Source organism: Mycolicibacterium aromaticivorans JS19b1 = JCM 16368 (genome assembly GCF_000559085.1).
In the GTDB taxonomy this organism is placed as follows: domain Bacteria; phylum Actinomycetota; class Actinomycetes; order Mycobacteriales; family Mycobacteriaceae; genus Mycobacterium; species Mycobacterium aromaticivorans.
Genome location: NZ_JALN02000001.1, coordinates 733,366 through 755,283, shown reverse-complemented (window position 1 = coordinate 755,283; position 21,918 = coordinate 733,366). Strand labels below are relative to the sequence as shown.

At 68.1% G+C, this 21,918-nt stretch carries 18 protein-coding genes; 15 read left to right on the top strand and 3 right to left on the bottom strand.

Going from position 1 to position 21,918, the window contains the following annotated elements; all coding sequences use genetic code 11:
• Positions 1-25: 25 nt before the first annotated feature.
• The 10 genes from Y900_RS03615 to smc all read left to right on the top strand — a co-directional run bounded on the left by Y900_RS03615 (position 26) and on the right by smc (position 12,099).
• Positions 26-3,433 carry a pyruvate carboxylase gene (locus Y900_RS03615; RefSeq protein ID WP_036345734.1) on the top strand — a complete coding sequence of 1,136 codons (3,408 nt, stop codon included), beginning with the start codon at positions 26-28 and terminating at the stop codon, positions 3,431-3,433.
• Positions 3,430-3,981, top strand: coding sequence for a 16S rRNA (guanine(966)-N(2))-methyltransferase RsmD (gene rsmD, locus Y900_RS03610; protein WP_036345732.1), 552 nt, complete (start codon positions 3,430-3,432; stop codon positions 3,979-3,981). The genes Y900_RS03615 and rsmD overlap by 4 nt, the downstream gene beginning before the upstream one ends.
• A gap of 61 nt (positions 3,982-4,042) precedes the next feature.
• Positions 4,043-4,528 carry a pantetheine-phosphate adenylyltransferase gene (gene coaD / locus Y900_RS03605; protein ID WP_036339103.1) on the top strand — a complete coding sequence of 162 codons (486 nt, stop codon included), beginning with the start codon at positions 4,043-4,045 and terminating at the stop codon, positions 4,526-4,528.
• A 233-nt stretch (positions 4,529-4,761) separates the two neighbouring features.
• Positions 4,762-5,499 carry a cell division protein SepIVA gene (gene sepIVA, locus Y900_RS03600; protein ID WP_036339102.1) on the top strand — a complete coding sequence of 246 codons (738 nt, stop codon included), beginning with the start codon at positions 4,762-4,764 and terminating at the stop codon, positions 5,497-5,499.
• 58 nt (positions 5,500-5,557) lie between these two features.
• Positions 5,558-6,157 (top strand): YceD family protein, encoded by a 600-nt coding sequence (locus Y900_RS03595; protein ID WP_051659864.1) that lies wholly within the window; start codon positions 5,558-5,560, stop codon positions 6,155-6,157.
• 41 nt (positions 6,158-6,198) lie between these two features.
• Entirely contained in the window at positions 6,199-6,846 is a 648-nt protein-coding gene (rnc, locus tag Y900_RS03590) for a ribonuclease III (RefSeq protein WP_420329796.1), read from the top strand.
• Between the two features lie 27 nt (positions 6,847-6,873).
• Positions 6,874-7,722, top strand: coding sequence for a DNA-formamidopyrimidine glycosylase (gene mutM, locus Y900_RS03585; RefSeq protein WP_036339097.1), 849 nt, complete (start codon positions 6,874-6,876; stop codon positions 7,720-7,722).
• A 90-nt stretch (positions 7,723-7,812) separates the two neighbouring features.
• The gene (locus Y900_RS03580) at positions 7,813-8,229 is read left to right on the top strand and encodes an OsmC family protein (RefSeq protein ID WP_036339094.1); all 417 of its coding nucleotides are present in this window, start codon (positions 7,813-7,815) and stop codon (positions 8,227-8,229) included.
• Positions 8,216-8,497 carry an acylphosphatase gene (locus Y900_RS03575; RefSeq protein WP_036339092.1) on the top strand — a complete coding sequence of 94 codons (282 nt, stop codon included), beginning with the start codon at positions 8,216-8,218 and terminating at the stop codon, positions 8,495-8,497. Before Y900_RS03580 ends, Y900_RS03575 begins: the two co-directional genes overlap by 14 nt.
• Positions 8,498-8,508: 11 nt before the next feature.
• Entirely contained in the window at positions 8,509-12,099 is a 3,591-nt protein-coding gene (smc, locus tag Y900_RS03570; protein ID WP_036339090.1) for a chromosome segregation protein SMC, read from the top strand.
• 11 nt (positions 12,100-12,110) lie between these two features.
• Here the strand turns inward: smc and Y900_RS03565 are convergent, their stop codons facing one another.
• Positions 12,111-13,115 (bottom strand): cobalamin B12-binding domain-containing protein, encoded by a 1,005-nt coding sequence (locus Y900_RS03565; RefSeq protein WP_036339089.1) that lies wholly within the window; start codon positions 13,113-13,115, stop codon positions 12,111-12,113.
• Positions 13,103-14,353 carry a PP2C family protein-serine/threonine phosphatase gene (locus tag Y900_RS03560; RefSeq protein WP_051659863.1) on the bottom strand — a complete coding sequence of 417 codons (1,251 nt, stop codon included), beginning with the start codon at positions 14,351-14,353 and terminating at the stop codon, positions 13,103-13,105. Before Y900_RS03560 ends, Y900_RS03565 begins: the two co-directional genes overlap by 13 nt.
• Positions 14,354-14,499: 146 nt before the next feature.
• On the opposite strand from Y900_RS03560, the gene Y900_RS03555 reads away from it, so the two are divergent.
• A complete protein-coding gene (locus Y900_RS03555) occupies positions 14,500-14,856 on the top strand; it encodes an STAS domain-containing protein (RefSeq protein WP_337588766.1) in 357 nt (118 codons plus the stop codon).
• Here Y900_RS03555 and fni read toward each other — a convergent pair.
• A complete protein-coding gene (gene fni / locus Y900_RS03550; RefSeq protein ID WP_036345726.1) occupies positions 14,840-15,880 on the bottom strand; it encodes a type 2 isopentenyl-diphosphate Delta-isomerase in 1,041 nt (346 codons plus the stop codon). The genes Y900_RS03555 and fni overlap by 17 nt on opposite strands.
• Before the next feature lie 153 nt (positions 15,881-16,033).
• Between fni and ftsY the strand changes: the two genes are divergently transcribed.
• The 4 genes from ftsY to Y900_RS03530 all read left to right on the top strand — a co-directional run bounded on the left by ftsY (position 16,034) and on the right by Y900_RS03530 (position 21,862).
• Complete coding sequence (ftsY, locus tag Y900_RS03545) at positions 16,034-17,404, top strand: signal recognition particle-docking protein FtsY (RefSeq protein ID WP_036339087.1); 1,371 nt, start codon at positions 16,034-16,036, stop codon at positions 17,402-17,404.
• Between the two features lie 177 nt (positions 17,405-17,581).
• Positions 17,582-18,961 carry an ammonium transporter gene (locus Y900_RS03540; protein ID WP_036345724.1) on the top strand — a complete coding sequence of 460 codons (1,380 nt, stop codon included), beginning with the start codon at positions 17,582-17,584 and terminating at the stop codon, positions 18,959-18,961.
• 5 nt (positions 18,962-18,966) lie between these two features.
• The gene (locus Y900_RS03535) at positions 18,967-19,305 is read left to right on the top strand and encodes a P-II family nitrogen regulator (protein WP_036339085.1); all 339 of its coding nucleotides are present in this window, start codon (positions 18,967-18,969) and stop codon (positions 19,303-19,305) included.
• 73 nt (positions 19,306-19,378) lie between these two features.
• Complete coding sequence (locus Y900_RS03530; RefSeq protein WP_036339083.1) at positions 19,379-21,862, top strand: [protein-PII] uridylyltransferase; 2,484 nt, start codon at positions 19,379-19,381, stop codon at positions 21,860-21,862.
• Positions 21,863-21,918: the final 56 nt, after the last annotated feature.

Below are 21,918 nucleotides of genomic sequence, written 5' to 3'. Positions count from 1 at the left end.
TCGGTCACGCGGGTAGGGTATGCGGGTGATTTCCAAAGTCCTCGTGGCCAACCGCGGTGAGATTGCGATCCGAGCTTTCCGCGCTGCCTACGAAATGGGCATCGGCACGGTAGCCATTTTCCCGTACGAGGACCGCAATTCGTTGCACCGCCTGAAGGCCGACGAGGCATATCAGATCGGCGACGTCGGCCATCCGGTACGGGCGTACCTGTCGGTCGACGAGATCGTGGCGACCGCCCGGGCCGCCGGTGCGGACGCGATCTATCCCGGTTACGGCTTCCTGTCGGAGAATCCGGAATTGGCCGCCGCCTGCGCTGCGGCGGGCATCACCTTCGTCGGCCCCGACGCATCGATCCTCGAACTCACCGGCAACAAGGCGCGGGCGATCGCCGCAGCCCGCGAGGCTGGCCTGCCGGTGCTGACGTCGTCGGCGCCGTCGGCCTCGGTGGACGAATTGGTCGCCGCGGCCCAACAGATGGAATTCCCGCTGTTCGTCAAAGCCGTCGCCGGCGGCGGCGGGCGCGGTATGCGCCGGGTGACCGAGCCGTCGGCGTTGCCGGAGTCCATCGAGGCGGCCAGCCGGGAGGCCGAGTCGGCCTTCGGTGATCCCACGGTGTTCCTCGAACAGGCTGTGGTGAATCCACGCCACATCGAGGTACAGATCCTCGCCGACACCTACGGCAACGTCATTCACCTCTACGAGCGCGACTGCAGTGTGCAGCGCCGCCATCAGAAAGTCATCGAGCTGGCTCCGGCGCCCAACCTGGATCCCGCTCTGCGCGACCAGATCTGCGCTGACGCCGTCGCCTTCGCCCGCCACATCGGCTACGCCTGCGCGGGCACCGTCGAGTTCCTGCTCGACGAACGCGGCCGGCATGTGTTCATCGAGATGAATCCCCGGATCCAGGTGGAGCACACGGTGACCGAGGAGATCACCGACGTCGACCTGGTGTCGGCCCAGCTGCGGATCGCGGCGGGGGAGACGCTGGCCGATCTGGGGCTGAGCCAGGAGCGCATCGCGCCGCACGGCGCGGCCCTGCAATGCCGCATCACCACCGAGGACCCCGCCAACGGATTCCGTCCCGACACCGGGCGGATCACCACCTACCGCTCGCCGGGCGGCGCGGGGATCCGGCTCGACGGCGGGACCCATCTGGGTGCGGAAGTCGCCGCGCATTTCGATTCGATGCTGGTCAAGCTCACCTGTCGCGGTCGTGATTTCCCCACCGCGGTGGCACGGGCCAGGCGGGCGGTGGCGGAATTCCGGATCCGTGGCGTGTCGACGAATATCCCGTTCCTGCAAGCGGTTCTGGACGATCCGGACTTCCAGGCCGGGCGGATCACCACGTCGTTCATCGACGAGCGTCCGGAACTGCTGACGTCGCGGACATCCGCGGACCGCGGAACCAAGATGCTGAAGTTCCTGGCCGAGGTGACGGTCAATTCGCCGTACCGCGACCGGCCCCGGTATTACCCGCAGGACAAACTGCCCGACATCGATATCGCGGCGAGCCCGCCGCCGGGCAGCAAACAGCGCCTCGACGAACTGGGTCCTGAGGGATTCGCCAAGTGGCTCAAGGATTCTCCCGCGATCGGCGTGACCGATACGACGTTCCGCGACGCCCACCAGTCACTGCTGGCGACCCGCGTGCGGTCCTCGGGACTGCTCAAAGTCGCCCCGTACATCGCCCGGATGACGCCCGAGCTGTTGTCCATCGAATGCTGGGGTGGAGCGACTTATGATGTCGCGCTTCGGTTCTTGAAAGAGGACCCATGGGAGCGGTTGTCCTCGCTGCGTGAGGCGATCCCCAACATCTGTCTGCAGATGCTGCTGCGCGGCCGCAACACGGTCGGCTACACCCCCTACCCGGAGACGGTGACGCACGCGTTCGTCGACGAGGCCGCTCGCACTGGTGTCGACATCTTCCGAATCTTCGACGCCCTCAACAACGTCGAGTCGATGCGGCCTGCCATCGATGCCGTGCGCGCGACAGGGTCCGCGGTCGCCGAAGTCGCGATGTCCTACACCGGTGACCTGTCCAACCCGGCCGAGACGCTGTACACGCTGGACTATTGGCTGCGACTGGCCGAGCAGATCGTCGACGCCGGCGCCCACGTGCTGGCGATCAAGGACATGGCCGGGCTGCTGCGGCCACCGGCGGCGCACACGCTGGTCTCCGCGCTGCGCAGCCGCTTCGACCTGCCGGTGCACGTGCACACCCACGACACGCCGGGCGGTCAGCTCGCCACCTACACCGCGGCCTGGCATGCCGGCGCCAGTGCGGTGGACGGCGCGGCGGCTCCACTGTCGGGCACCACCAGCCAGCCCCCGCTGTCGGCGATCGTCGCCGCCGCGGCACACACGCCGTACGACACCGGCATCAACCTCGACGCGGTGTGCGACCTGGAGCCGTACTGGGAGCTGCTGCGCCGGGTGTACGCCCCGTTCGAGGCCGGCCTTCCCGCGCCGACCGGCCGGGTGTATCACCACGAAATCCCGGGCGGCCAGCTGTCCAACCTGCGCACCCAAGCCATCGCGCTGGGGCTGGGCGAGCGGTTCGAGGACGTCGAGAACGCCTACGCGGGAGCCGACCGCATCCTGGGCCGACTGGTGAAGGTCACCCCGTCTAGCAAGGTGGTCGGCGATCTGGCGCTGGCCCTGGTCGGTGCGGGCATCACCGCCGAGGAGTTCGCCGAAGACCCGGGGCGCCACGACATCCCGGACTCAGTGATCGGATTCCTGCGCGGCGAGCTTGGTGACCCGCCGGGCGGCTGGCCGGAACCGTTGCGCACCAAGGCATTGGAAGGCCGTGGCGCCGCCAAGCCAGAACAGTCGCTGTCGGTCGAGGACGAAAAGGTGCTCGGCGAACCCGGTCCGGCTCGCCAGGCTGCACTGAACCGGCTGCTGTTCCCGGGCCCCACCAAAGAATTCGAGGCGCACCGCGAAGAGTACGGCGACACCTCCGGCCTGAGCGCCAACCAGTTCTTCTCCGGACTGCGCCACGGCGACGAGCACCGAATCGAGCTCGAGCGCGGCGTCGAGCTGATCGTGGGACTCGAAGCCATCTCCGAACCCGACGAACGCGGCATGCGCACCGTCATGTGCATCATCAACGGCCAGCTGCGTCCGGTGTTGGTGCGCGACACCAACATCGCCGAAACCGTGCCGGCCGCCGAAAAGGCCGACCGCAACAACCCCGATCACGTGGCCGCCCCGTTCGCCGGGGTCGTCACCATCGGGGTGGCGGTCGACGAGAAGGTGCAAGCGGGCCAAACCATCGCCACCATCGAGGCGATGAAGATGGAGGCCGCCATCACCGCACCCAAGGGTGGCAGGGTGACTCGCGTTGCCGTCGGCAGCACCGCCCAGGTCGAAGGTGGCGACCTGCTGGTGGTGATCGGTTCGGAAGGACTGACCGGGGGAGCAGCCTGACCCGCATCGTCGGCGGCAGCGCCGGCGGACGGCGCCTCGATGTGCCGCCCCGGGGCACCCGGCCTACCACGGACCGGGTCCGCGAGGCGCTGTTCAATGTCCTTGCCGCGCGCCGGGATTTCGACGGTCTGCGGGTGCTGGACCTCTACGCCGGTTCGGGGGCGCTCGGCCTGGAAGCGCTGTCCCGCGGCGCGGCCTCGGCGCTATTCGTCGAAAGTGATTCGCGCGCCGCGGCTGTCATCAAACGAAACGTCTCGACGTTGGGTCTGCCCGGGGCGACGGTACGGCGCGGGGCGGTCGCCGCGGTGCTCGCCGCGGGCACCGACGTACCGGTGGACCTGGTGCTGGCGGATCCGCCGTACGAGGTGTCCAGCGCCGACATCGAGGCCGTGCTCGCAAGTTTGGAGCGCAACGGCTGGGTCGCGCCGGGCACCGTCGTGGTGGTCGAACGCGCCACGTCGTCGGCGGAACTGTCCTGGCCGCCGGGCTGGACGGCCTGGGACAACCGGCGATACGGAGATACCCGCATCGAGATCGCGGCCTGCTAGCGTCACTGCCCATGACCGGCGGCGACGATGCAGAGCGTAGCGATGAGCAGGAGCGCCGCATATGAGCGGCGCGGTATGCCCGGGATCGTTCGATCCGGTGACGCGGGGTCACGTCGACATCTTCGAGCGGGCCGCAGCGCAATTCGACGAGGTGATCGTCGCGGTGCTGATCAATCCCAACAAGTCCGGGATGTTCGACATCGACGAGCGGATCGCGATGATCTCCGAGGCGTGCGCCCATCTGCCGAACCTGCACGCCGAGTCCGGGCAGGGACTGGTCGTCGACTTCGTCAAACAGCGCGGCATGACCGCGATCGTCAAAGGTCTGCGCACCGGAACCGATTTCGAGTACGAGCTGCAGATGGCCCAGATGAACAAGCACATCGCCGGGGTGGACACCTTCTTCGTGGCCACCACACCGCAGTATTCGTTCGTCTCCTCGTCGCTGGCCAAAGAGGTTGCGATGTTCGGCGGTGACGTCTCGGCACTGCTGCCGGAGTCGGTGAACCGCCGACTGCAGGCCAAGCTGGCCCAGCGCGCCCGCTGATCTGTCACGACTGTGCGGCCCGATCCGGGGCACGCCGGGCTCGGCGAATCCGAATCCACACGCGCTGATTCTCCAGTGGAGAGGAGTGCCTCGCCGACATAATCGTCGGCGAGACGCCCCTGACCGGTGCGGTTGCCAGAAAAGTCTGCCCGACACACCGAGCCGCCACCGCAGTCACAGGCGTAACACCAGGCACACTGGTCACTACCAACTACGCCCAGGAGGGTGGCGCCGTGTACCGAGTTTTTGAAGCGCTCGATGAATTGAGCGCGATTGTCGAAGAGGCCCGCGGCGTTCCGATGACGGCTGGTTGCGTGGTGCCGCGCGGTGACGTGCTGGAGCTCCTCGATGACATCAAGGACGCCATCCCGGGTGAACTCGACGACGCCCAGGATGTGCTGGACGCCCGCGATTCATTGCTGCGGGAGGCCAAAGAGCACTCCGACTCGATGGTGGCGAACTCGACCGCCGAGGCCGACTCCCTGCTGAGCCATGCCCGCGCCGAGGCCGACCGGCTGCTCGCCGACGCCAAGTCGCAGGCCGACCGGATGGTCGCCGAGGCGCGTCAGCACAGCGAACGCATGGTCGCCGAGGCCCGCGACGAGGCGAGCCGTCTGGCCGCGACCGCCAAGCGTGAGTACGAAGCGGCCACCAGCAGGGCCAAGGCCGAGGCCGACCGGCTGGTGGAGAGCGGCAACATCTCCTACGAGAAGGCCGTGCAGGAAGGCATCAAGGAGCAGCAGCGGCTGGTCTCGCAGACCGAGGTCGTCCAGTCGGCCAACGCCGAGTCGACCCGGCTGATCGACACCGCCCACGCCGAAGCCGACCGGCTGCGTGGCGAGTGCGACATCTACGTCGACAACAAGCTCGCCCAGTTCGAGGACTACCTCAACGGCACGCTGCGTTCGGTGAGCCGCGGCCGTCATCAACTGCGCACCGCCGCGGGCACCCACGACTACGCGCAGCGCTGAGCGTCCCGGCCCGCGCCTACTGACGCGATCGCGCGGCGCCGGGTTTTAAGATCGGAACATGGCGACTTCACGTAGTGCTCACACGAAGCGCAAACCCCGGTCGCCGCTCGTTCTCGACATCTCCCGCTTGGGCCGGCGCCCCGGCTCGATGCTCGAGCTGCACGAAACGGTGCCCAGCCCATCGCGAATCGGGCTGGACCTGGTGGCCATCGAAGCCGGCGCCGACCTGACTCTGGATCTGCGACTGGAATCGGTGTCCGAGGGGGTCCTGGTCACCGGCACGGTCTACGCACCGACCCGGGGTGAATGCTCCCGCTGCCTGACCGAAGTCACCGGCGACGTCGAGATCTCGCTCACCGAACTGTTCGCCTATCCCGACAGCACGACGGAATCCACCACCGAGGAAGACGAGGTCGGCCACGTCGTCGACCAGACCATCGACCTGGAGCAGCCGATCGTCGACGCCGTCGGGCTGGCCCTGCCGTTCGCCCCGCTGTGCACCGAGGACTGTGCGGGGCTGTGCCCGCAGTGCGGTGTCGCGCTGGCCTCCGAACCCGGCCATCACCACGACGTGATCGACCCGCGGTTCGCCAAGCTGGCGGGCATGTTCCCCGCAGCAGACGCCGACACCCCCGAACCGGGGGCCGGCCCGTCGTGAGCCCGCCACGCGAAAGTCTGCTTGCCGCACTGGGCGTCGACATGCCCGAAGACCTGCTGACGCTGGCGCTGACCCACCGCAGCTACGCCTACGAGCACGGCGGTCTGCCCACCAATGAACGCCTGGAGTTCCTCGGCGACGCGGTGCTGGGCCTGACGATCACCGACGAGCTGTTCCATCGCCACCCGGAACGCACCGAAGGCGACCTGGCCAAGCTGCGCGCCAGCATCGTCAACACCCAGGCGCTGGCCGACGTGGGGCGAGGCCTGACCGACGAGGGCCTGGGCGCACACCTGCTCCTGGGCCGCGGCGAAGTCAACACCGGCGGAGCCGACAAATCCAGCATCCTGGCCGACGGTATGGAATCACTGCTGGGCGCGGTGTATCTGCATCACGGTATCGACGTTGCGCGCGAGGTGATCCTGCGGCTGTTCGGCAATCTGCTGGACACCGCGCCGACGCTGGGTGCCGGCCTGGACTGGAAGACCAGCCTGCAGGAGCTCACCGCGTCGCGCAGCCTGGGACCGCCGTCCTATGTGGTCACCTCCACCGGGCCCGACCACGACAAGGAGTTCACCGCCGTCGTTCTGGTGATGGACACCGAGTACGGCAACGGCGTCGGCCGGTCGAAGAAGGAAGCCGAACAGAAGGCCGCCGCGGCAGCCTGGAACGCGCTGGACAACGCTTGAGCCACAGTCGCATTCGGCGCTACTGCAATGCCTGAGCTGCCTGAGGTCGAGGTGGTGCGCCGCGGACTGCAAGCCCACGTGGCCGGCCGGTCCATCTCCGCGGTGCGGGTGCACCATCCCCGGGCCGTGCGCAGGCACGAGGCCGGTGCGGCCGATCTGACCGCCCGGTTGCTCGACGCGCAGATCACCGGCACCGATCGGCGCGGAAAGTACTTGTGGCTCACCCTGAATGACGAAACCGCACTGGTGGTGCACCTGGGTATGAGCGGCCAGATGCTGCTGGGCCCGGTACCCAACACCAATCATCTGCGCATCGCGGCACTGCTCGACGACGGCACCGCGCTGAGTTTCGTCGATCAGCGCACCTTCGGCGGGTGGCAGCTGGCCGACCTGGTCGACGTCGACGGCGCTCGGGTGCCCGAGCCGGTGGCGCACATCGCCCGCGATCCACTGGACCCCCGGTTCGACCGGGATGCCGTCGTTACGGTGTTGCGCCGCAAGCACTCCGAGATCAAGCGGCAGCTGCTCGATCAGACCGTGGTGTCGGGTATCGGCAACATCTACGCCGACGAGTCGCTATGGCGGGCCAAGATCAACGGCGCGCGGCTGGCCGAGAACCTGACCCGACGACAGCTCGGCGAGCTGCTCGATGCGGCAGGAGAAGTGATGCGTGAAGCGCTCGGCCAGGGCGGCACCTCGTTCGACTCGCTGTACGTCAACGTCAATGGGCAGTCCGGGTACTTCGACCGATCGTTGAACGTCTACGGCCGCGAAGACCTGCCGTGCCCGCGCTGCGGGACTGCGATCCGACGGGAGAAGTTCATGAATCGCTCGTCGTTCTACTGCCCGAAATGTCAGCCCCGCCCCAGGCGTTGACAACAGCGCGCCGAGATCGACGTTTCGGCGTGATCTACTCGCACTTTCCCGCCCGAATGGCGGTTTGGGCGCAGAAGGAGAGATGAACACATGACTGATCTGTGGGTGGAACGCACCGGCATCCGCCGCTACACCGGGCGCAGCAGCCGCGGCGCGGAGGTGCTGATCGGTTCGGAGACCGACGAGGGTGTCTTCACCCCCGGCGAGCTGCTCAAGATCGCGCTGGCCGGATGCAGCGGCCTGAGCAGCGATCAGCCGCTGCGCCGTCGCCTCGGCGACGACTATCCGGCGACGATCCGGGTGTCCGGACCGGCGGACCGGGAGCAGGAGCGCTACCCGCTGCTGGAGGAGAAGCTCGAGATCGACCTGTCCGGGCTGTCCGCCGAGGAGATCGAGCGGCTCGTGGTGGTGGTCAACCGGGCGATCGACCAGGTGTGCACGGTGGGCCGCACCCTGAAATCCGGCGCCGAGGTCCGGTTCGAGGTGGACGACGTTGGCCGATCCTGACGTCCGCCTGACCGCCTGGGTACACGGCCACGTCCAGGGCGTGGGTTTCCGCTGGTGGACCCGGTCTCGTGCGCTGGAGCTCGGTCTGACCGGGTATGCCGCCAATCAGGCCGACGGCCGGGTGCTCGTCGTCGCGCAGGGCCCGCGTGACGCATGTGAACAGCTGTTACAGCTGCTCAATAGTGGGAAAACGCCGGGGCACGTCGACACGGTTGTTGTCGATTGGTCACCGCGCGGCGAAGCCATCAGAGGCTTTAGCGAGCGGTAGTCTGGCACGCCGTGTACCTCAAGAGTCTGACCCTGAAGGGCTTCAAGTCCTTCGCCGCGGCGACGACTCTGCGCCTGGAGCCCGGCATCACCTGCGTGGTGGGCCCGAACGGCTCGGGTAAGTCCAATGTCGTCGACGCGCTGGCCTGGGTGATGGGCGAGCAGGGCGCGAAAACCCTGCGCGGCGGCAAGATGGAAGACGTCATTTTCGCCGGCACCTCCTCGCGGGCCCCGCTGGGTCGCGCCGAGGTGACGCTGACCATCGACAACTCCGACAACGCGCTGCCGATCGAGTACTCCGAGGTGTCGATCACCCGGCGGATGTTCCGCGACGGCGCCGGTGAGTACGAGATCAACGGCACCAGCTGCCGGCTGATGGACGTCCAGGAGCTGCTCAGCGACTCCGGCATCGGCCGCGAGATGCACGTCATCGTCGGCCAGGGCCGGCTCTCCCAGATCCTCGAGTCGCGGCCAGAAGACCGCCGGGCCTTCATCGAAGAAGCCGCCGGCGTGCTCAAGCACCGCAAACGCAAGGAAAAGGCGGTCCGCAAACTCGACTCGATGGCGGCCAACCTGGCCCGGCTCACGGACTTGACCACCGAGCTGCGCCGTCAGCTCAAGCCGCTGGGCCGCCAGGCCGAGATGGCGCGGCGCGCCCAGACCATTCAGGCGGATCTGCGCGACGCCCGGCTGCGGCTGGCCGCCGACGACCTGGTCACCCGGCGGGCCGAGTTCGCCGGCGCCGACGACACCGAGACCACGTTGCGCCGTGAGCACGACGACGCCGCGAAACGGCTGGACGTCGCCGGCGCGGCGCTGGCCGAACATGAGGCCGCGGTGGCCACGCTGTCCGAACGCACCGACGCCGCCCAGCAGGCCTGGTTCCGCCTGTCGGCGCTGGCCGAACGGGTCAGCGCCACCGTCCGGATCGCTTCTGAGCGAGCGCAATACCTCGAGACCGAGCCCACCGCGAGCACCGGCCCGGACCCCGACGAGCTGGAAGCCGAGGCCGACGAGGTCGCCGCGCGGGAACAGGAGCTGCTGGCAGAGTTGGCCGAAGCGCAATCGCGGCTCGAGTTCGCCCGTGCCGAGCTCGGAGAACGCGAACGCGCGGCCGCCGAAGCCGAACGTGCCCACATGGCCGCGGTGCGCGCGGAGGCCGACCGCCGGGAAGGCCTCGCCCGGCTGGCCGGTCAGGTCGAGACCGTGCGCGCCCGGGTCGAATCGATCGACGAGGGTGTCGCGCGGCTGACCGCCGCGATCGAGGAGGCCGCCGCCCGCACTCAGCACGCCAGGGCCGAGTTCGAGACCGTGCAGGGCCGGGTCGGCGAACTGGATCAGGGCGAGGTCGGCCTCGACGAACAGCATGACCGTACGATCACCGCGCTGCGGCTGGCCGACGAACGGGTGGCCGAATTGCAGGCCGCCGAGCGCAGCGCCGAACGGCAGGTGGCCTCCCTGCGGGCTCGCATCGACGCGTTGGCGGTCGGGCTCGAGCGCAAGGACGGCTCGGCCTGGCTGACGGAAAACCGTGGTGGCGCAGGACTTTTCGGGACCATTGCCAATCTCGTCAAGGTGCGTTCGGGCTACGAAGCGGCGTTGGCGGCGGTGCTGGGCGCCGCGGCCGACGCGGTGGCCGCCGAGAACTTCGACGCCGCCAGTTCGGCGGTGCGAGCACTCAAGGACGCCGACGGTGGCCGGGCGGCGATCGTGTTGGGGGACTGGCCGATTGCGCCGCGTCAGACCGGTTCGCTACCCGAGAGCGCGTTGTGGGCACTGGATCTGATCGATGCGCCGGGCCGACTCCAGGGCGCCATGACGGCGATGCTCGCCGACGTCGCCGTCGTCGAGGATCTGGGTGCCGCACTGGATCTGGTCGCGGCGCGGCCGGCGCTGCGTGCAGTCACCCTCGAAGGTGACCTGGTTGGTGCGGGGTGGGTCACCGGCGGCTCCGACCGCAAGCCGAGCACACTGGAGATCGCCGGCGAAATCGACAAGGCCACACGCGAGCTCGCGGCAGCCGAGACTCAGGTCGCCGAGCTGTCGGCCGCCCTGGCCGGTGCGCTCACCGAGCAGGGTGAGCGCCAGGACGCCGCCGAGCAGGCGCTGGCGGCGCTCAACGAATCCGACGCCGCGATCGCGGCAATCTACGAACAGCTCGGCAGGCTGGGGCAGGAAGCTCGTGCGGCTGAGGGGGAGTGGCGCCGCCAGCAGGCTCAGCGCGACGAGCTCGAGGCCGGGCGGCTGCGCACGGTGGAGGAGCTCACCGAGCTCGAAAACCGGTTGGCTGCTGCCCAGGACGGGGCGACCGAGGTCGAGGACGCGCCCGAGGACCGCCAGTACATGCAGTCCGCCGCCGAGGAAGCCCGTGCCGTCGAGGTGGAGGTTCGGCTGGCTGTGCGTACCGCCGAGGAACGTGCGAATGCCGTTCGCGGGCGGGCGGATTCGTTGCGGCGTGCCGCTGCGGCTGAGCGGGAGGCCCGGGTTCGCGCCCAGCGCGCCCGCGCGGCCCGCGAGCACGCCGCCGCGGTCGCGGCCGCGGTGGCCGAAGCCGGGCGCCGGGTGGCCGGGCACCTCGGCGGTGTCGTGGCAGCGGCGTCCCGCCGCCGGGACGCCCTCGCCGCCGAACGGCAGGAACGAGCCACCGCGATGACCGCTGCGCGTGCGGAGGTCACCGCGCTGAACAGCCGTATCGCCGCGCTCACCGACTCGCTGCATCGCGACGAGGTGGCCAAGGCGCAGGCGTCGCTGCGCATCGAACAGCTCGAGCAGATGGTGTTGGAGCAGTTCGGTATGTCCGCCGACGATCTGATCGCCGAGTACGGACCGGAGGTGACGCTGCCGCCGTCGGAGCTGGAGATGGCCGAATACGAACAGGCCAAGGAGCGCGGCGAGCAGGTCATGGCGCCGGCACCGATGCGGTTCGACCGCCCGACTCAGGAACGTCGGGCCAAGCGGGCCGAACGTGAGCTGTCCGAACTGGGCCGGGTGAATCCGCTTGCGCTGGAAGAGTTCGCAGCGCTGGAGGAGCGCTACAACTTCCTGTCCACCCAGCTCGAAGACGTCAAGGCCGCCCGCAAGGATCTGCTCGACGTGATCGCCGACGTCGATGCGCGCATTCTGCAGGTTTTCGCCGAGGCGTACGCCGACGTCGAGCGCGAGTTCGAGCAGGTTTTCGCGACGTTGTTCCCGGGCGGTGAAGGCCGGCTGTTGCTGACCGATCCCAGTGATCTGCTGACCACCGGCGTGGAGGTGGAGGCTCGCCCGCCTGGCAAGAAGGTCAAGCGGCTCTCGCTGCTCTCCGGTGGCGAGAAGTCGCTGACTGCGGTGGCCATGCTGGTGGCGATCTTCCGGGCCCGGCCGTCGCCGTTCTATGTCATGGACGAGGTCGAGGCCGCCCTCGACGACGTGAATCTGCGCAGGCTGATTGGGCTGTTCGAGCAGCTACGGTCACAGTCACAGCTGATCGTCATCACCCACCAGAAGCCGACCATGGAGATCGCCGACGCGCTGTACGGCGTGACGATGCAGGGCGACGGCATCACCACGGTGATCTCCCAACGGATGCGCGGCGAAGAGCTGGTCGCCAGCGCGGCACCGTAATCGTCTGCGGCTCATCTGGATTCGATCGTAAAGTGCGCGCGCACGAGCTCGCGCGCCAGTGGGTAGTCGTCGAGGCTGTCGGAGAGCAGGTCGGCCAGCTCGGCCACTGACGCGGGGTCGGCATGGCGCGCCTGAAGGACGTCCTTGATCCACCACGCGGTCTCGGCGATCGGCCGCGGGTCACCGGTTAGCAGTGCCGCCGACAGTGCATGCAGCGCTTGGTTCAGCGTGTCGCGGGTCAGGTTGGCGAAGACGGTGTTCGGCGGCGATTCACGGGTCAGCGACCACCGTTCGCGCAGGAACTCGACGATCCGGCGGTGGTGGAGATCCAGCTGCGCCTGTTCGGCGCTCGCCGCCGGTGAAATCTCCGGTAGCACTACGGAAACCGTGGGCAGCGCTTCCATCGCCGCGACGGCGTCGTGTGCGTTGGATGCCCACGCGGTGGCGCCAAGTGCGCGCGCCCGCACGTCGTCGTAACCGAATGCCGGGCCCCCGACCAACGTCGGCACCCCCGCCGCGGTGGCCGCCTCGATGAAGCGGCGGGTGGTCGGCAAGGCGCCCAACACCGAGCAGCTGATGGCCACCGCGTCGTGCCCGTGGTCGACGAGATGCTGGCTCAGGCGCATCGGCGAGGTCGCCGCGCCCAACACAGTGGTCTCCCAGCCGTGCGCGCGCAACGCGCACCCGATGATCATGGCGGGCAGTTCGTGAAACTCCCGCTCGGCACACGCGACCAGAACCGACTTGCCCCGCAAGGGAATTGCGGTCACATACTCGGCGACGGCGCCGGTCGCGGCGACCGAGATCGCGGTGGCGGCGTGCTCGTCGGCGACGGTCCATTCGGCACGCTGCCAGCGCATTCCGACCTCGCGCTGCGACGTGGCTATCACGTCGGTCAGCACCGTCACGGGATCCACACCGTCAGTCAGCAATTGAGTGACAACGCCGGTGGCCTGCGCCCGGTCCCTGCTCCCCAACGCATACTGGTAGTCGGCCAGCGGTGTCAGCTCCCGCACGTGACCGCCAGCAATGCCATGTCGTCGTGCGGATCACCGTCCAAATACTCCAGGACGTCGCGTTCGACCGCCTCGCAGATCACCTCTCCGCCGGCGCCGGCGTAGGCGGGCAGCAATTCCAGCAACCGATGCACGCCATACAGACGCTCGTCGCGGCGGGCCTCCTCGACGCCGTCAGTGAACATCAGCATGGTGTCGCCGCGCTCCAATCGCACTGCGGCAGTGCGATAGTTCACTCCGAGCTTCACTCCGGCGGCGATCCCGGAGACCTCGATCTGTTCGATATCGCCGGTGGCCCGAACCACGATCGGGCCGGGGTGTCCGGCCGCGGCGACGTGCGCTTCTGCCCAATCACCGTCAGGCCTGCCACGCACCCGCGCGCACAGCGTGGTCACGAACCGTCCGACCGCCTGTTCGCACAGCACCGTGTTCAGCGTGTCGAGAACCCGATCGGGGCTGCGGTCGAAATGCGCGGAGGTGCGGATGGTTTGGCGGGCCTGCAGCGTGAGCGCGGCGGAATCGACCCCTTTTCCGCACACATCGCCCAACGTGAGCACCACGTCGTCGCCGCTACCGACGACATCGTAGAAATCACCGCCGATCTCGAGATGCTCCACAGCAGGCCGATACCGCGCCGCGACCGAAAATCCAGTGGCCTGAGGAAGTTTCGGCGGCCGGAGGCTGCGCTGCAACGCCGCGGCCAGTTGTCCGCGCTCCTCGTAGAGCCGAGCCGAATCCAGCGCCACAGCCGCGGTCGCGCCCACCCGCTCGGCCTCCTCGATGGTGTCCTCGTCGAACAGCCGCCCCGCCGTACGAGCCAGAACGAACACGCCCAACGTCGTGCCCCGGGCGGTCAGCGGCAGGGTCAGCACGTCAGCTGGGCGCAATGCGGCGAGTTCCTCGGCCAGGGCCCGATGCCGCAGGCGGGTGCCGATCTCGGCGAGGGACATGTCCTGACCGACGTGGCCATGAAGTCGCTGGCCGGTGCGCAGCACCTGATCCAGGCCGCGCTCGGACGGCGACGACCGGGCGATGACATCGGAGAATCCGACATTGGCCCCGCCGTAGACGGTCAGTCCACCCGTCCGGTGATCCGGCATGGCCAGTACCGCCCAGTCCGCCAGGCGCGGCTGGACCGCACTCAGCAGGTTCAGGACAGTGCGCCGAAGATTCAGCGAGCCGTTCATCGCGGTCTCGACGTCGCGGTGCGCGACATCGGGCGCGAACTGGTTTGCCATTGCCTCCACGCTAGCGGGGATCGTCGTCGCAGGGCCAGGCCTGGCCGTTAGAGCGAGCCGGCGGCGTGAGCTAATCTGTTCGCCGAGGTTCAAGCAGCAGCCTTCCGATAGTTGTCGCCCGCCGGCCGGGCACCGATCGTCGAAGGGTGGCTTTGGACGTTTACGATTCCCGCCAGTACTGGCTGGGAAGAACCGCCGTCGTCAGTGCTTCCGGGGCACTCGATCTGCTGACGGCGCCGCGTCTCGAGCAACTCGTCACCAGCACACTCGAGCAGCGCCCGGATGCCCTGATCGTGGACCTGACCGATGTGGCCTTCCTCGGCTCGGCCGGGATGCAGGTGCTTGTCGACGCCTACGAGGCGGCATCCCCGGACATCGGATTCGCGGTGGTTGCCGACGGGCCTGGCACCAGCAGGCCGCTGAAGCTGATCGGACTGACGGAGGTCTTCGACGTCGTCGCGTCCTTGCAGATCGCGGTCGACCGATTCAGCCGAGGCGCGTGAGGTCCAGGCGTTTCAGCGCGGGCAGGTCATCCGCACCGCAGCCGTGCAGGCAGACACGCAGCTCTTCGATGAAGCCGTGCAGCGCGTCCAACGCGGCGGCCGGGGACTCGATCGCCGGGGCCAGCAGCGGACGGGCCAGGGCCACCACATCGGCACCCAGCGCCAGCGCCGTGGCGGCATCGACCCCGGTGCGGATTCCCCCGGAGGCCACCAGCGGCATGCCCGGCAAGGTAGCCCGAACTTCGGTGAGTGCCTGTGCGGTCGGCACCCCCCATTCGGCGACGGCCGGGTAGCGCACCTCGCCGTAGCGCACCAGCTGTTCGACCCGGGCCCACGACGTACCACCGGCGCCCGCGACGTCGACCGCGGCGATCGGCAGGTCCCGCAGCCGCTCGGCGGCCGCGGCGCCGATACCGTGGCCGACCTCCTTGACCAGGATCGGGTAGGGCAGCGCCCCGGCCAGCCTGCGCAACCGGTCCAGCGACCCGCTGAAGTCGGTGTCGCCGTTGGCCTGCATCGCCTCCTGGAGCGGATTGGTGTGCACGGCCAGCGCGTCAGCGCCGATCCGGTCCATTGCCGCGGCGATCTTGGGGATCGCGGATTCCGAGAGTTGAGCCAGGCCGATGTTGCCGACCAGCAGGACGTCGGGTGCGAGGTCACGAACGTCGAAGCTGGCGGCCGCCACCTCATCGTCGAGCATGATGCGTTGCGAACCGAGCATCATGCCGATCCCGAGCTTCTGCGCGGCCTCGGCGAGATTGCGGTTGATGGTGCGGGACAGCTCGGCCCCGCCTGTCATGGCCCCGATCAGGACCGGGGCGCGAAGCGGCGCGCCGAGGAAGCCGGTGCTGAGGTCGACGGTGCTGAGGTTGGTCTGGGTCAGGGCGTTGTAGGGAAGGCGATAGCGCTCGAAGCCGGTGGTCACCGTCTCGTATTGCACCGGCCCGTGAAGGCATGCGTCGATATGGCGGAGCTTGCGGCTCGCCATGGCACCCAGTTCACGCTCCTGCCCGCCGGATCCCATGCCCGGGTCGCTGCGCTCCTGCCCGCCGGATCCCATTCCCGGGTCGCTGCGCTCCTGCCCGCCGGATCCCATTCCCGGGTCTTCCATCACCACGAGATACCCCACACCCCAGGGGTGGCGCGGCCGATCCCCGCGCCCTGAAACAATGGCACGGTGTCAGAGGGTCTCTGGATCGCTATCGCGGTCATCGCCGTCCTGGTCGTCGCTGCAGTCATCATCGGTCTGGTCCGCTATCGGCGGCGCCAAATCAGTCTGCGCCGCAGCTCAGAGAGTCCCACACCAATTGACCGATCCGGCGGCTACAGCGCGTCGAGCGGCATTTCGTTCACACAATCGTCAGCAACGACAGCGCCCCCCAAAGCGCCCGCGGCGCCGCCGACCATCGACACCACCGGACTGCCCGGGGTCGGTGACGATGCGGCGCTGCCGCGAGACTCCGTCAAACGGCCGATCGAGGATGTGCGGCTGCCCGAACCGCCGGTGGCCGAACCGCCGGTGGCCGAAGCGCCCGCGGCTGCCGCGCCGGTCGTCGAAGAGCCTGCCGTCGACGAGGCTCCCGTGCCGGCCGCGGTCACGCCGTCCGCTCCTGACCTCAGCGGCATTGCGCCTACCGAAGGCCGCCTCGAGCGTCTCCGCGGGCGACTCGCCAAGTCGCAGAACGCGCTGGGGCGCAGCATGCTCGGTCTGCTCGGCGGCGGCGATCTCGACGAGGAGTCCTGGGAAGAGGTCGAGGACACCCTGCTGATCGCCGACCTCGGACCGGTGGTGACCAGCTCGGTGATCCAGCAGCTCCGCAGCCGGCTGGCCGCTACCACCGTGCGCACCGAGGCCGACGCCCGCGCTGTTCTGCGCGACGTGCTGATCGCCGAACTCAACCCGGCGCTGGACCGCTCGATCAAGGCGCTGCCACATGCCGACAAGCCGTCGGTGCTGTTGGTCGTCGGCGTGAACGGAACAGGCAAGACGACCACGGTGGGCAAGCTGGCCCGCGTCCTGGTCGCCGACGGGCGCCGGGTGGTCCTCGGCGCGGCCGACACGTTCCGCGCGGCCGCCGCCGACCAATTGCAGAGCTGGGCGTCGCGGGTCGGTGCCGACGTCGTCCGCGGCCCGGAGGGCGCCGACCCGGCATCGGTGGCATTCGATTCGGTGGACAAAGGAATCGAAGCCGGCGCCGACGTCGTCGTCATCGACACCGCCGGGCGACTGCACACCAAAACCGGCCTGATGGACGAACTCGGCAAGGTCAAGCGGGTGGTGAGCAAACGTGCGGCGGTCGACGAGGTGCTGCTGGTGCTCGACGCGACGATCGGCCAGAACGGTCTGGCGCAGGCCCGGGTCTTCGCCGAGGTCGTCGACATCACCGGGCTGGTACTCACCAAACTCGACGGCACCGCCAAGGGCGGCATCGTCTTCCGCGTTCAACAGGAACTCGGTGTGCCGGTGAAGCTTGTCGGATTGGGCGAAGGCCCCGACGATCTCGCACCGTTCGAGCCGGCCGCGTTCGTCGACGCGCTGCTCGGATAGCCCCGGAAATCGTTCTGAGCGGCGCGAATTGCGGGATGTAACACCCGCGAAACGCAGACTGCCGATCCGTTCACATCCGCGAAACACCTAGGCGTCTCCGCTGAAACAACCACTGCGCATTGTCTTGGCCTAGGTCAACGGTGCCTAACCGTGGCATGGGTGAAGGAGAAACTGCGAGTGGATGGATTCCCGGTGATGGGCGTGCCGGACACCGGCGACACAGCATGGATGCTTGCGAGCTCCGCGCTCGTGCTGCTGATGACGCCAGGCCTGGCCTTTTTCTACGGCGGCATGGTGCGTGCCAAGGGCGTGCTCAACATGATCATGATGAGCGTCAGTGCCATGGGTGTGGTCACGGTGCTGTGGGTGCTGTACGGCTACTCGATGTCTTTCGGCAACGACAAGTGGAGTGTGATCGGCGACCCTGGTCAGTACTTCGGCCTCAAGGGACTCATCGGCGGTAACGCTGCTGCCGCGGTGGCCGCAGACCCGGCGAGTGGAGCGGCGGCGAAGGCTGCGGTGGATATCCCACTCGCGGGCACGATTCCGCAACTGGTGTTCGTGGCCTTCCAGCTGATGTTCGCCATCATCACGGTTGCCCTGGTCTCCGGCGCTGTCGCAGATCGCCTGAAGTTCGGTTCCTGGCTGGTGTTCGCCGGCCTGTGGGCCACGTTGGTGTACTTCCCGGTCGCGCACTGGGTCTTCGCCTTCGACGGCTTCACTGGAGAGCACGGCGGCTGGATTGCCAACAAGCTCAAGGCAATCGACTTCGCGGGTGGTACTGCGGTGCACATCAACTCCGGTGCGGCCGGCCTTGCGCTGTGTCTGGTTCTCGGAAAACGCAAGGGATGGCCGGGAACTCCGATGCGGCCACACAATCTGCCGTTCGTGATGCTCGGTGCCGGTCTGCTGTGGTTCGGGTGGTACGGATTCAACGCCGGTTCGGCGTTGAGCTCGAACGGCTCTGCCGCGACGACGTTCATCACCACGACCGTCGCAACCGGAACCGCCATGCTGGCCTGGCTGTTGGTCGAGCGAATTCGTGACGGTCACGCGACGACGCTCGGTGCGGCGTCAGGCATAGTCGCCGGCCTCGTCGCCATCACACCGTCGTGCTCGTCAGTGAATGTGCTTGGCGCACTCGTGGTCGGGTTCCTCGGCGGCGCGATCTGTGCCTTGGCGGTCGGCCTGAAATTCAAGTTCGGCTTCGATGATGCGCTCGACGTGGTTGGCGTGCACATGGTCGGTGGTCTGACCGGCACCCTTCTGATCGGCTTGCTGGCCACGCCCGAGGCGCCGGCGGCGGTCAAGGGATTGTTCTACGGCGGCGGGTTCGACCAATTGTGGCGCCAGGCTGTCGGTGCTTTTGCCGTCCTGTTCTACTCGTTCATCGTTACGACTATTTTGGCCTTGATCCTGAAATACACCATTGGGCTGCGCCTGACCGAAGAGGATGAAGTGAACGGCATCGACGAGGCAGAACACGCCGAAACCGGTTACGACCTCGTACCGGTGGGTGCCGGTTCGGTTCTCGGACGTCACGGCGCGGAGGAATGAGGGAAATGAAGCTGATTACTGCGATCGTCAAGCCGTTCACGCTGGAAGACGTCAAGACCGGTCTGGAGCAGACGGGCATCCTCGGAATGACCGTCAGCGAGGTCCAGGGTTACGGACGTCAGAAGGGTCACACTGAGGTGTACCGGGGCGCGGAGTACTCCGTGGACTTCGTGCCCAAGGTGCGCGTGGAGGTCATTGTCGATGACTCCGCGGTCGACAAGGTCGTGGACGTCATCGTGCAGGCCGCACGGACCGGCAAGATCGGCGACGGCAAGGTGTGGGTCAGTCCGGTGGAGACCGTTGTTCGGGTCCGCACCGGTGAGCGGGGGTCCGACGCTCTCTGACGCAGACGTTGTGAGGTTCTTCGCGGCCGCACCGAATGAGCGTTAGTCGAGCGTCGGCCGTTGGAGGACTGAGATGACAAAGCAATCAAAAGATTCCGCCGCCGGCGCCTCCCGATGGGAGGCACCGGCGGCGGGTTCGTCGAAACCCGCGAAAGATCTGGCCGCCGCGAACAAGCAACTGCTGGAAGGCGGTCAGCGCCACCTGGATTCGGCGGCACTGCGCGACGCGCTGCTGGATCTCCACGAATTCTGGCTGACCACCAAGGCTACCGAGATCGGTATCACGGCCACCAGCGGGTTCGCCATCGTGGCCACCGGCGGATTGGGCCGCCGCGAGTTCGTGCCGTACTCCGACCTCGACCTGATGCTGCTGCACGACAACATGCCCACCGAGATCGTCACCCAGGTGGCCGAGTTGCTGTGGTACCCCCTGTGGGACGCCAACATTCGACTGGACCATAGTGTCCGCACGGTGCCCGAGGCGCTCACGGTGGCCAACGAAGACATCTCGGCCGGGCTCGCGATGCTGGAGGCGCGACACATCGCCGGAGATGCCGAACTGTCCCAGCTGTTGATCGGCGGGGCGCGACGGCAATGGCGGACCGGAATCGGTACCCGTTTCGAGGAACTCGTCGAGCTCACCCAGGCGCGCTGGCAGCGCAGCGGGCAGATTGCGCACCGCGCGGAACCGGACCTCAAATGCGGTCGGGGCGGGCTGCGCGACGTTCAGCTGCTGAATGCGTTGGCGATCGCCCAACTGGCGGACGTGTACCCGAGCCACTCGCTGGTGTCGCCGACCGGCTCACTCGGCGACGCGCACCTCGCGCTGCTCAACGTGCGCACCGAACTACACCGGTCGTCCAAGCGCGGCCGTGACCAACTGCTGGCACAGTTCGCCGACGAGATCGGCGCCGCGCTGCGCATCGGTGACCGCTTCGATCTGGCCCGGGTGCTCTCCGATGCGGCACGCACGATCAGCTACTACGTCGATGCCGGCCTACGCACGGCGGCCAATGCCCTTCCCAAACGCGGACTTTCGGTGCTGCGCCGACCGACCCGCCGCCCGCTGGACGAAGGGGTGGTGGAATTCGCCGGCGAGGTGATCCTGGCTCGTGACGCCCGCCCCGAACGCGATCCGGGTCTGATCCTGCGGGTGGCGGCCGCGTCGGCCAACACGGGACTGCCGATGTCGGCGTCGACGCTGAACAGGCTGGCCGCGTCGGCTCCCGAGCTGCGCACGCCCTGGCCGCGCGATGCGCTCAAGGACCTGCTGGTGCTGCTGGCCGCAGGCCCGACGACGGTGGCCACCATCGAGGCCCTCGACCGCACCGGATTGTGGGGACGGTTGTTCCCCGAGTGGGGAGCGGTGCGCGACCTGCCGCCACGCGACGTCGTCCACATCTGGACAGTCGATCGCCATCTCGTCGAGACGGTCTCGCAGGCAAGCACATTAACCACCCGGGTGTCCCGTCCCGACCTGCTGGTGCTGGGCGCACTGCTGCACGACATCGGCAAGGGCCGCGGCGGGGACCACAGTGTGATCGGTGCCGAGCTGGCCGTGCAGGTCGGAACCCGGCTGGGCCTTTGGCCGTCCGATATCGACGTGCTGTCGGCGATCGTGCGCTACCACCTGCTGCTGCCCGACGTCGCGACGCGGCGGGACCTGCAAGATCCCAAGACCATCTCCGGTGTCATCGACGCACTCGGTGGCGACCCGGTGCTGCTCGAGTTGCTCGATGCGCTGGCCGAGGCGGATTCGCTGGCGACCGGGCCCGGGGTGTGGGGGGACTGGAAAGCTTCGCTGATCGGCGACCTGGTCCGGCGTTGCCGGTTGATGTTGGCCGGCGAGCCGCAGCCGCATGCGGATCCGATTGATCCTCAACATCTTTCACTGGCGGCTGACGGCGGCGTGCACGTCGAGATGACGCCGGGGGACAGCGTGCACACCTTCAACGTCACGATGATCGCACCGGACCGGCGCGGCTTGTTGTCGAAGGCGGCCGGGGTGCTGGCGCTCAACTCACTGCGGGTGCATTCGGCGTCGGTGAACAGCACCGGCGGTGCGGCGATCAACACTTTCGTGGTGTCACCGCGCTTCGGTGCCCCGCCTGCCGCCGAGCTTCTCCGCCAGCAGTTCATCCTCGCGCTCAGCGGCGAGCTCGATGTGATGTCGGCTCTGGAGAAGCGCGACGCCGACGCCGCGCAGCACGGCACCGGCAGGGTGGGGGAGCACAAGCCGGCCGTGCCGATCAACGCCGTGCCGGCCCCGCCGCGCATCCTGTGGCACGACGGCAGCAGTGAGGGTCAGCTGATCGTCGAGATCCGCACCACCGACCGCACCGGGCTGCTCGCGACGCTCACCGGCGTGTTGGAGCGAACCGGCGCGGACATCGCCTGGGCCAAGATCACCACGCTGGGCTCGTCGGTGGTCGACGCGTTCGGAATCACGGTCCCGACGTCGGTATCGCTCGACGAGACCCGCACGAAGCTGGAGAGCGACCTCTACGCGGTGCTTCCGACTCCGCCGCCGGCGAAGCCGGCCGAGGAAGCCGGTTAGCCCGACGCGAAACCGACACCACGGTCGTGGTTGGCGAAGGGGGCGCGACCATGGCG

Excerpts from the sequence above, each read along its gene's own strand:
- coaD (WP_036339103.1), top strand. The coding sequence starts at position 4,043 with ATGAGCGGCGCGGTATGCCCGGGATCGTTCGATCCGGTGACGCGGGGT.
- Y900_RS03595 (WP_051659864.1), top strand. The coding sequence starts at position 5,558 with ATGGCGACTTCACGTAGTGCTCACACGAAGCGCAAACCCCGGTCGCCG.
- rnc (WP_420329796.1), top strand. The coding sequence starts at position 6,199 with ATGCCCGAAGACCTGCTGACGCTGGCGCTGACCCACCGCAGCTACGCC.
- mutM (WP_036339097.1), top strand. The coding sequence starts at position 6,874 with ATGCCTGAGCTGCCTGAGGTCGAGGTGGTGCGCCGCGGACTGCAAGCC.
- Y900_RS03580 (WP_036339094.1), top strand. The coding sequence starts at position 7,813 with ATGACTGATCTGTGGGTGGAACGCACCGGCATCCGCCGCTACACCGGG.
- Y900_RS03560 (WP_051659863.1), bottom strand. The coding sequence starts at position 14,353 with ATGGCAAACCAGTTCGCGCCCGATGTCGCGCACCGCGACGTCGAGACC.
- fni (WP_036345726.1), bottom strand. The coding sequence starts at position 15,880 with ATGGGATCCGGCGGGCAGGAGCGTGAACTGGGTGCCATGGCGAGCCGC.
- Y900_RS03535 (WP_036339085.1), top strand. The coding sequence starts at position 18,967 with ATGAAGCTGATTACTGCGATCGTCAAGCCGTTCACGCTGGAAGACGTC.
- Y900_RS03530 (WP_036339083.1), top strand. The coding sequence starts at position 19,379 with ATGACAAAGCAATCAAAAGATTCCGCCGCCGGCGCCTCCCGATGGGAG.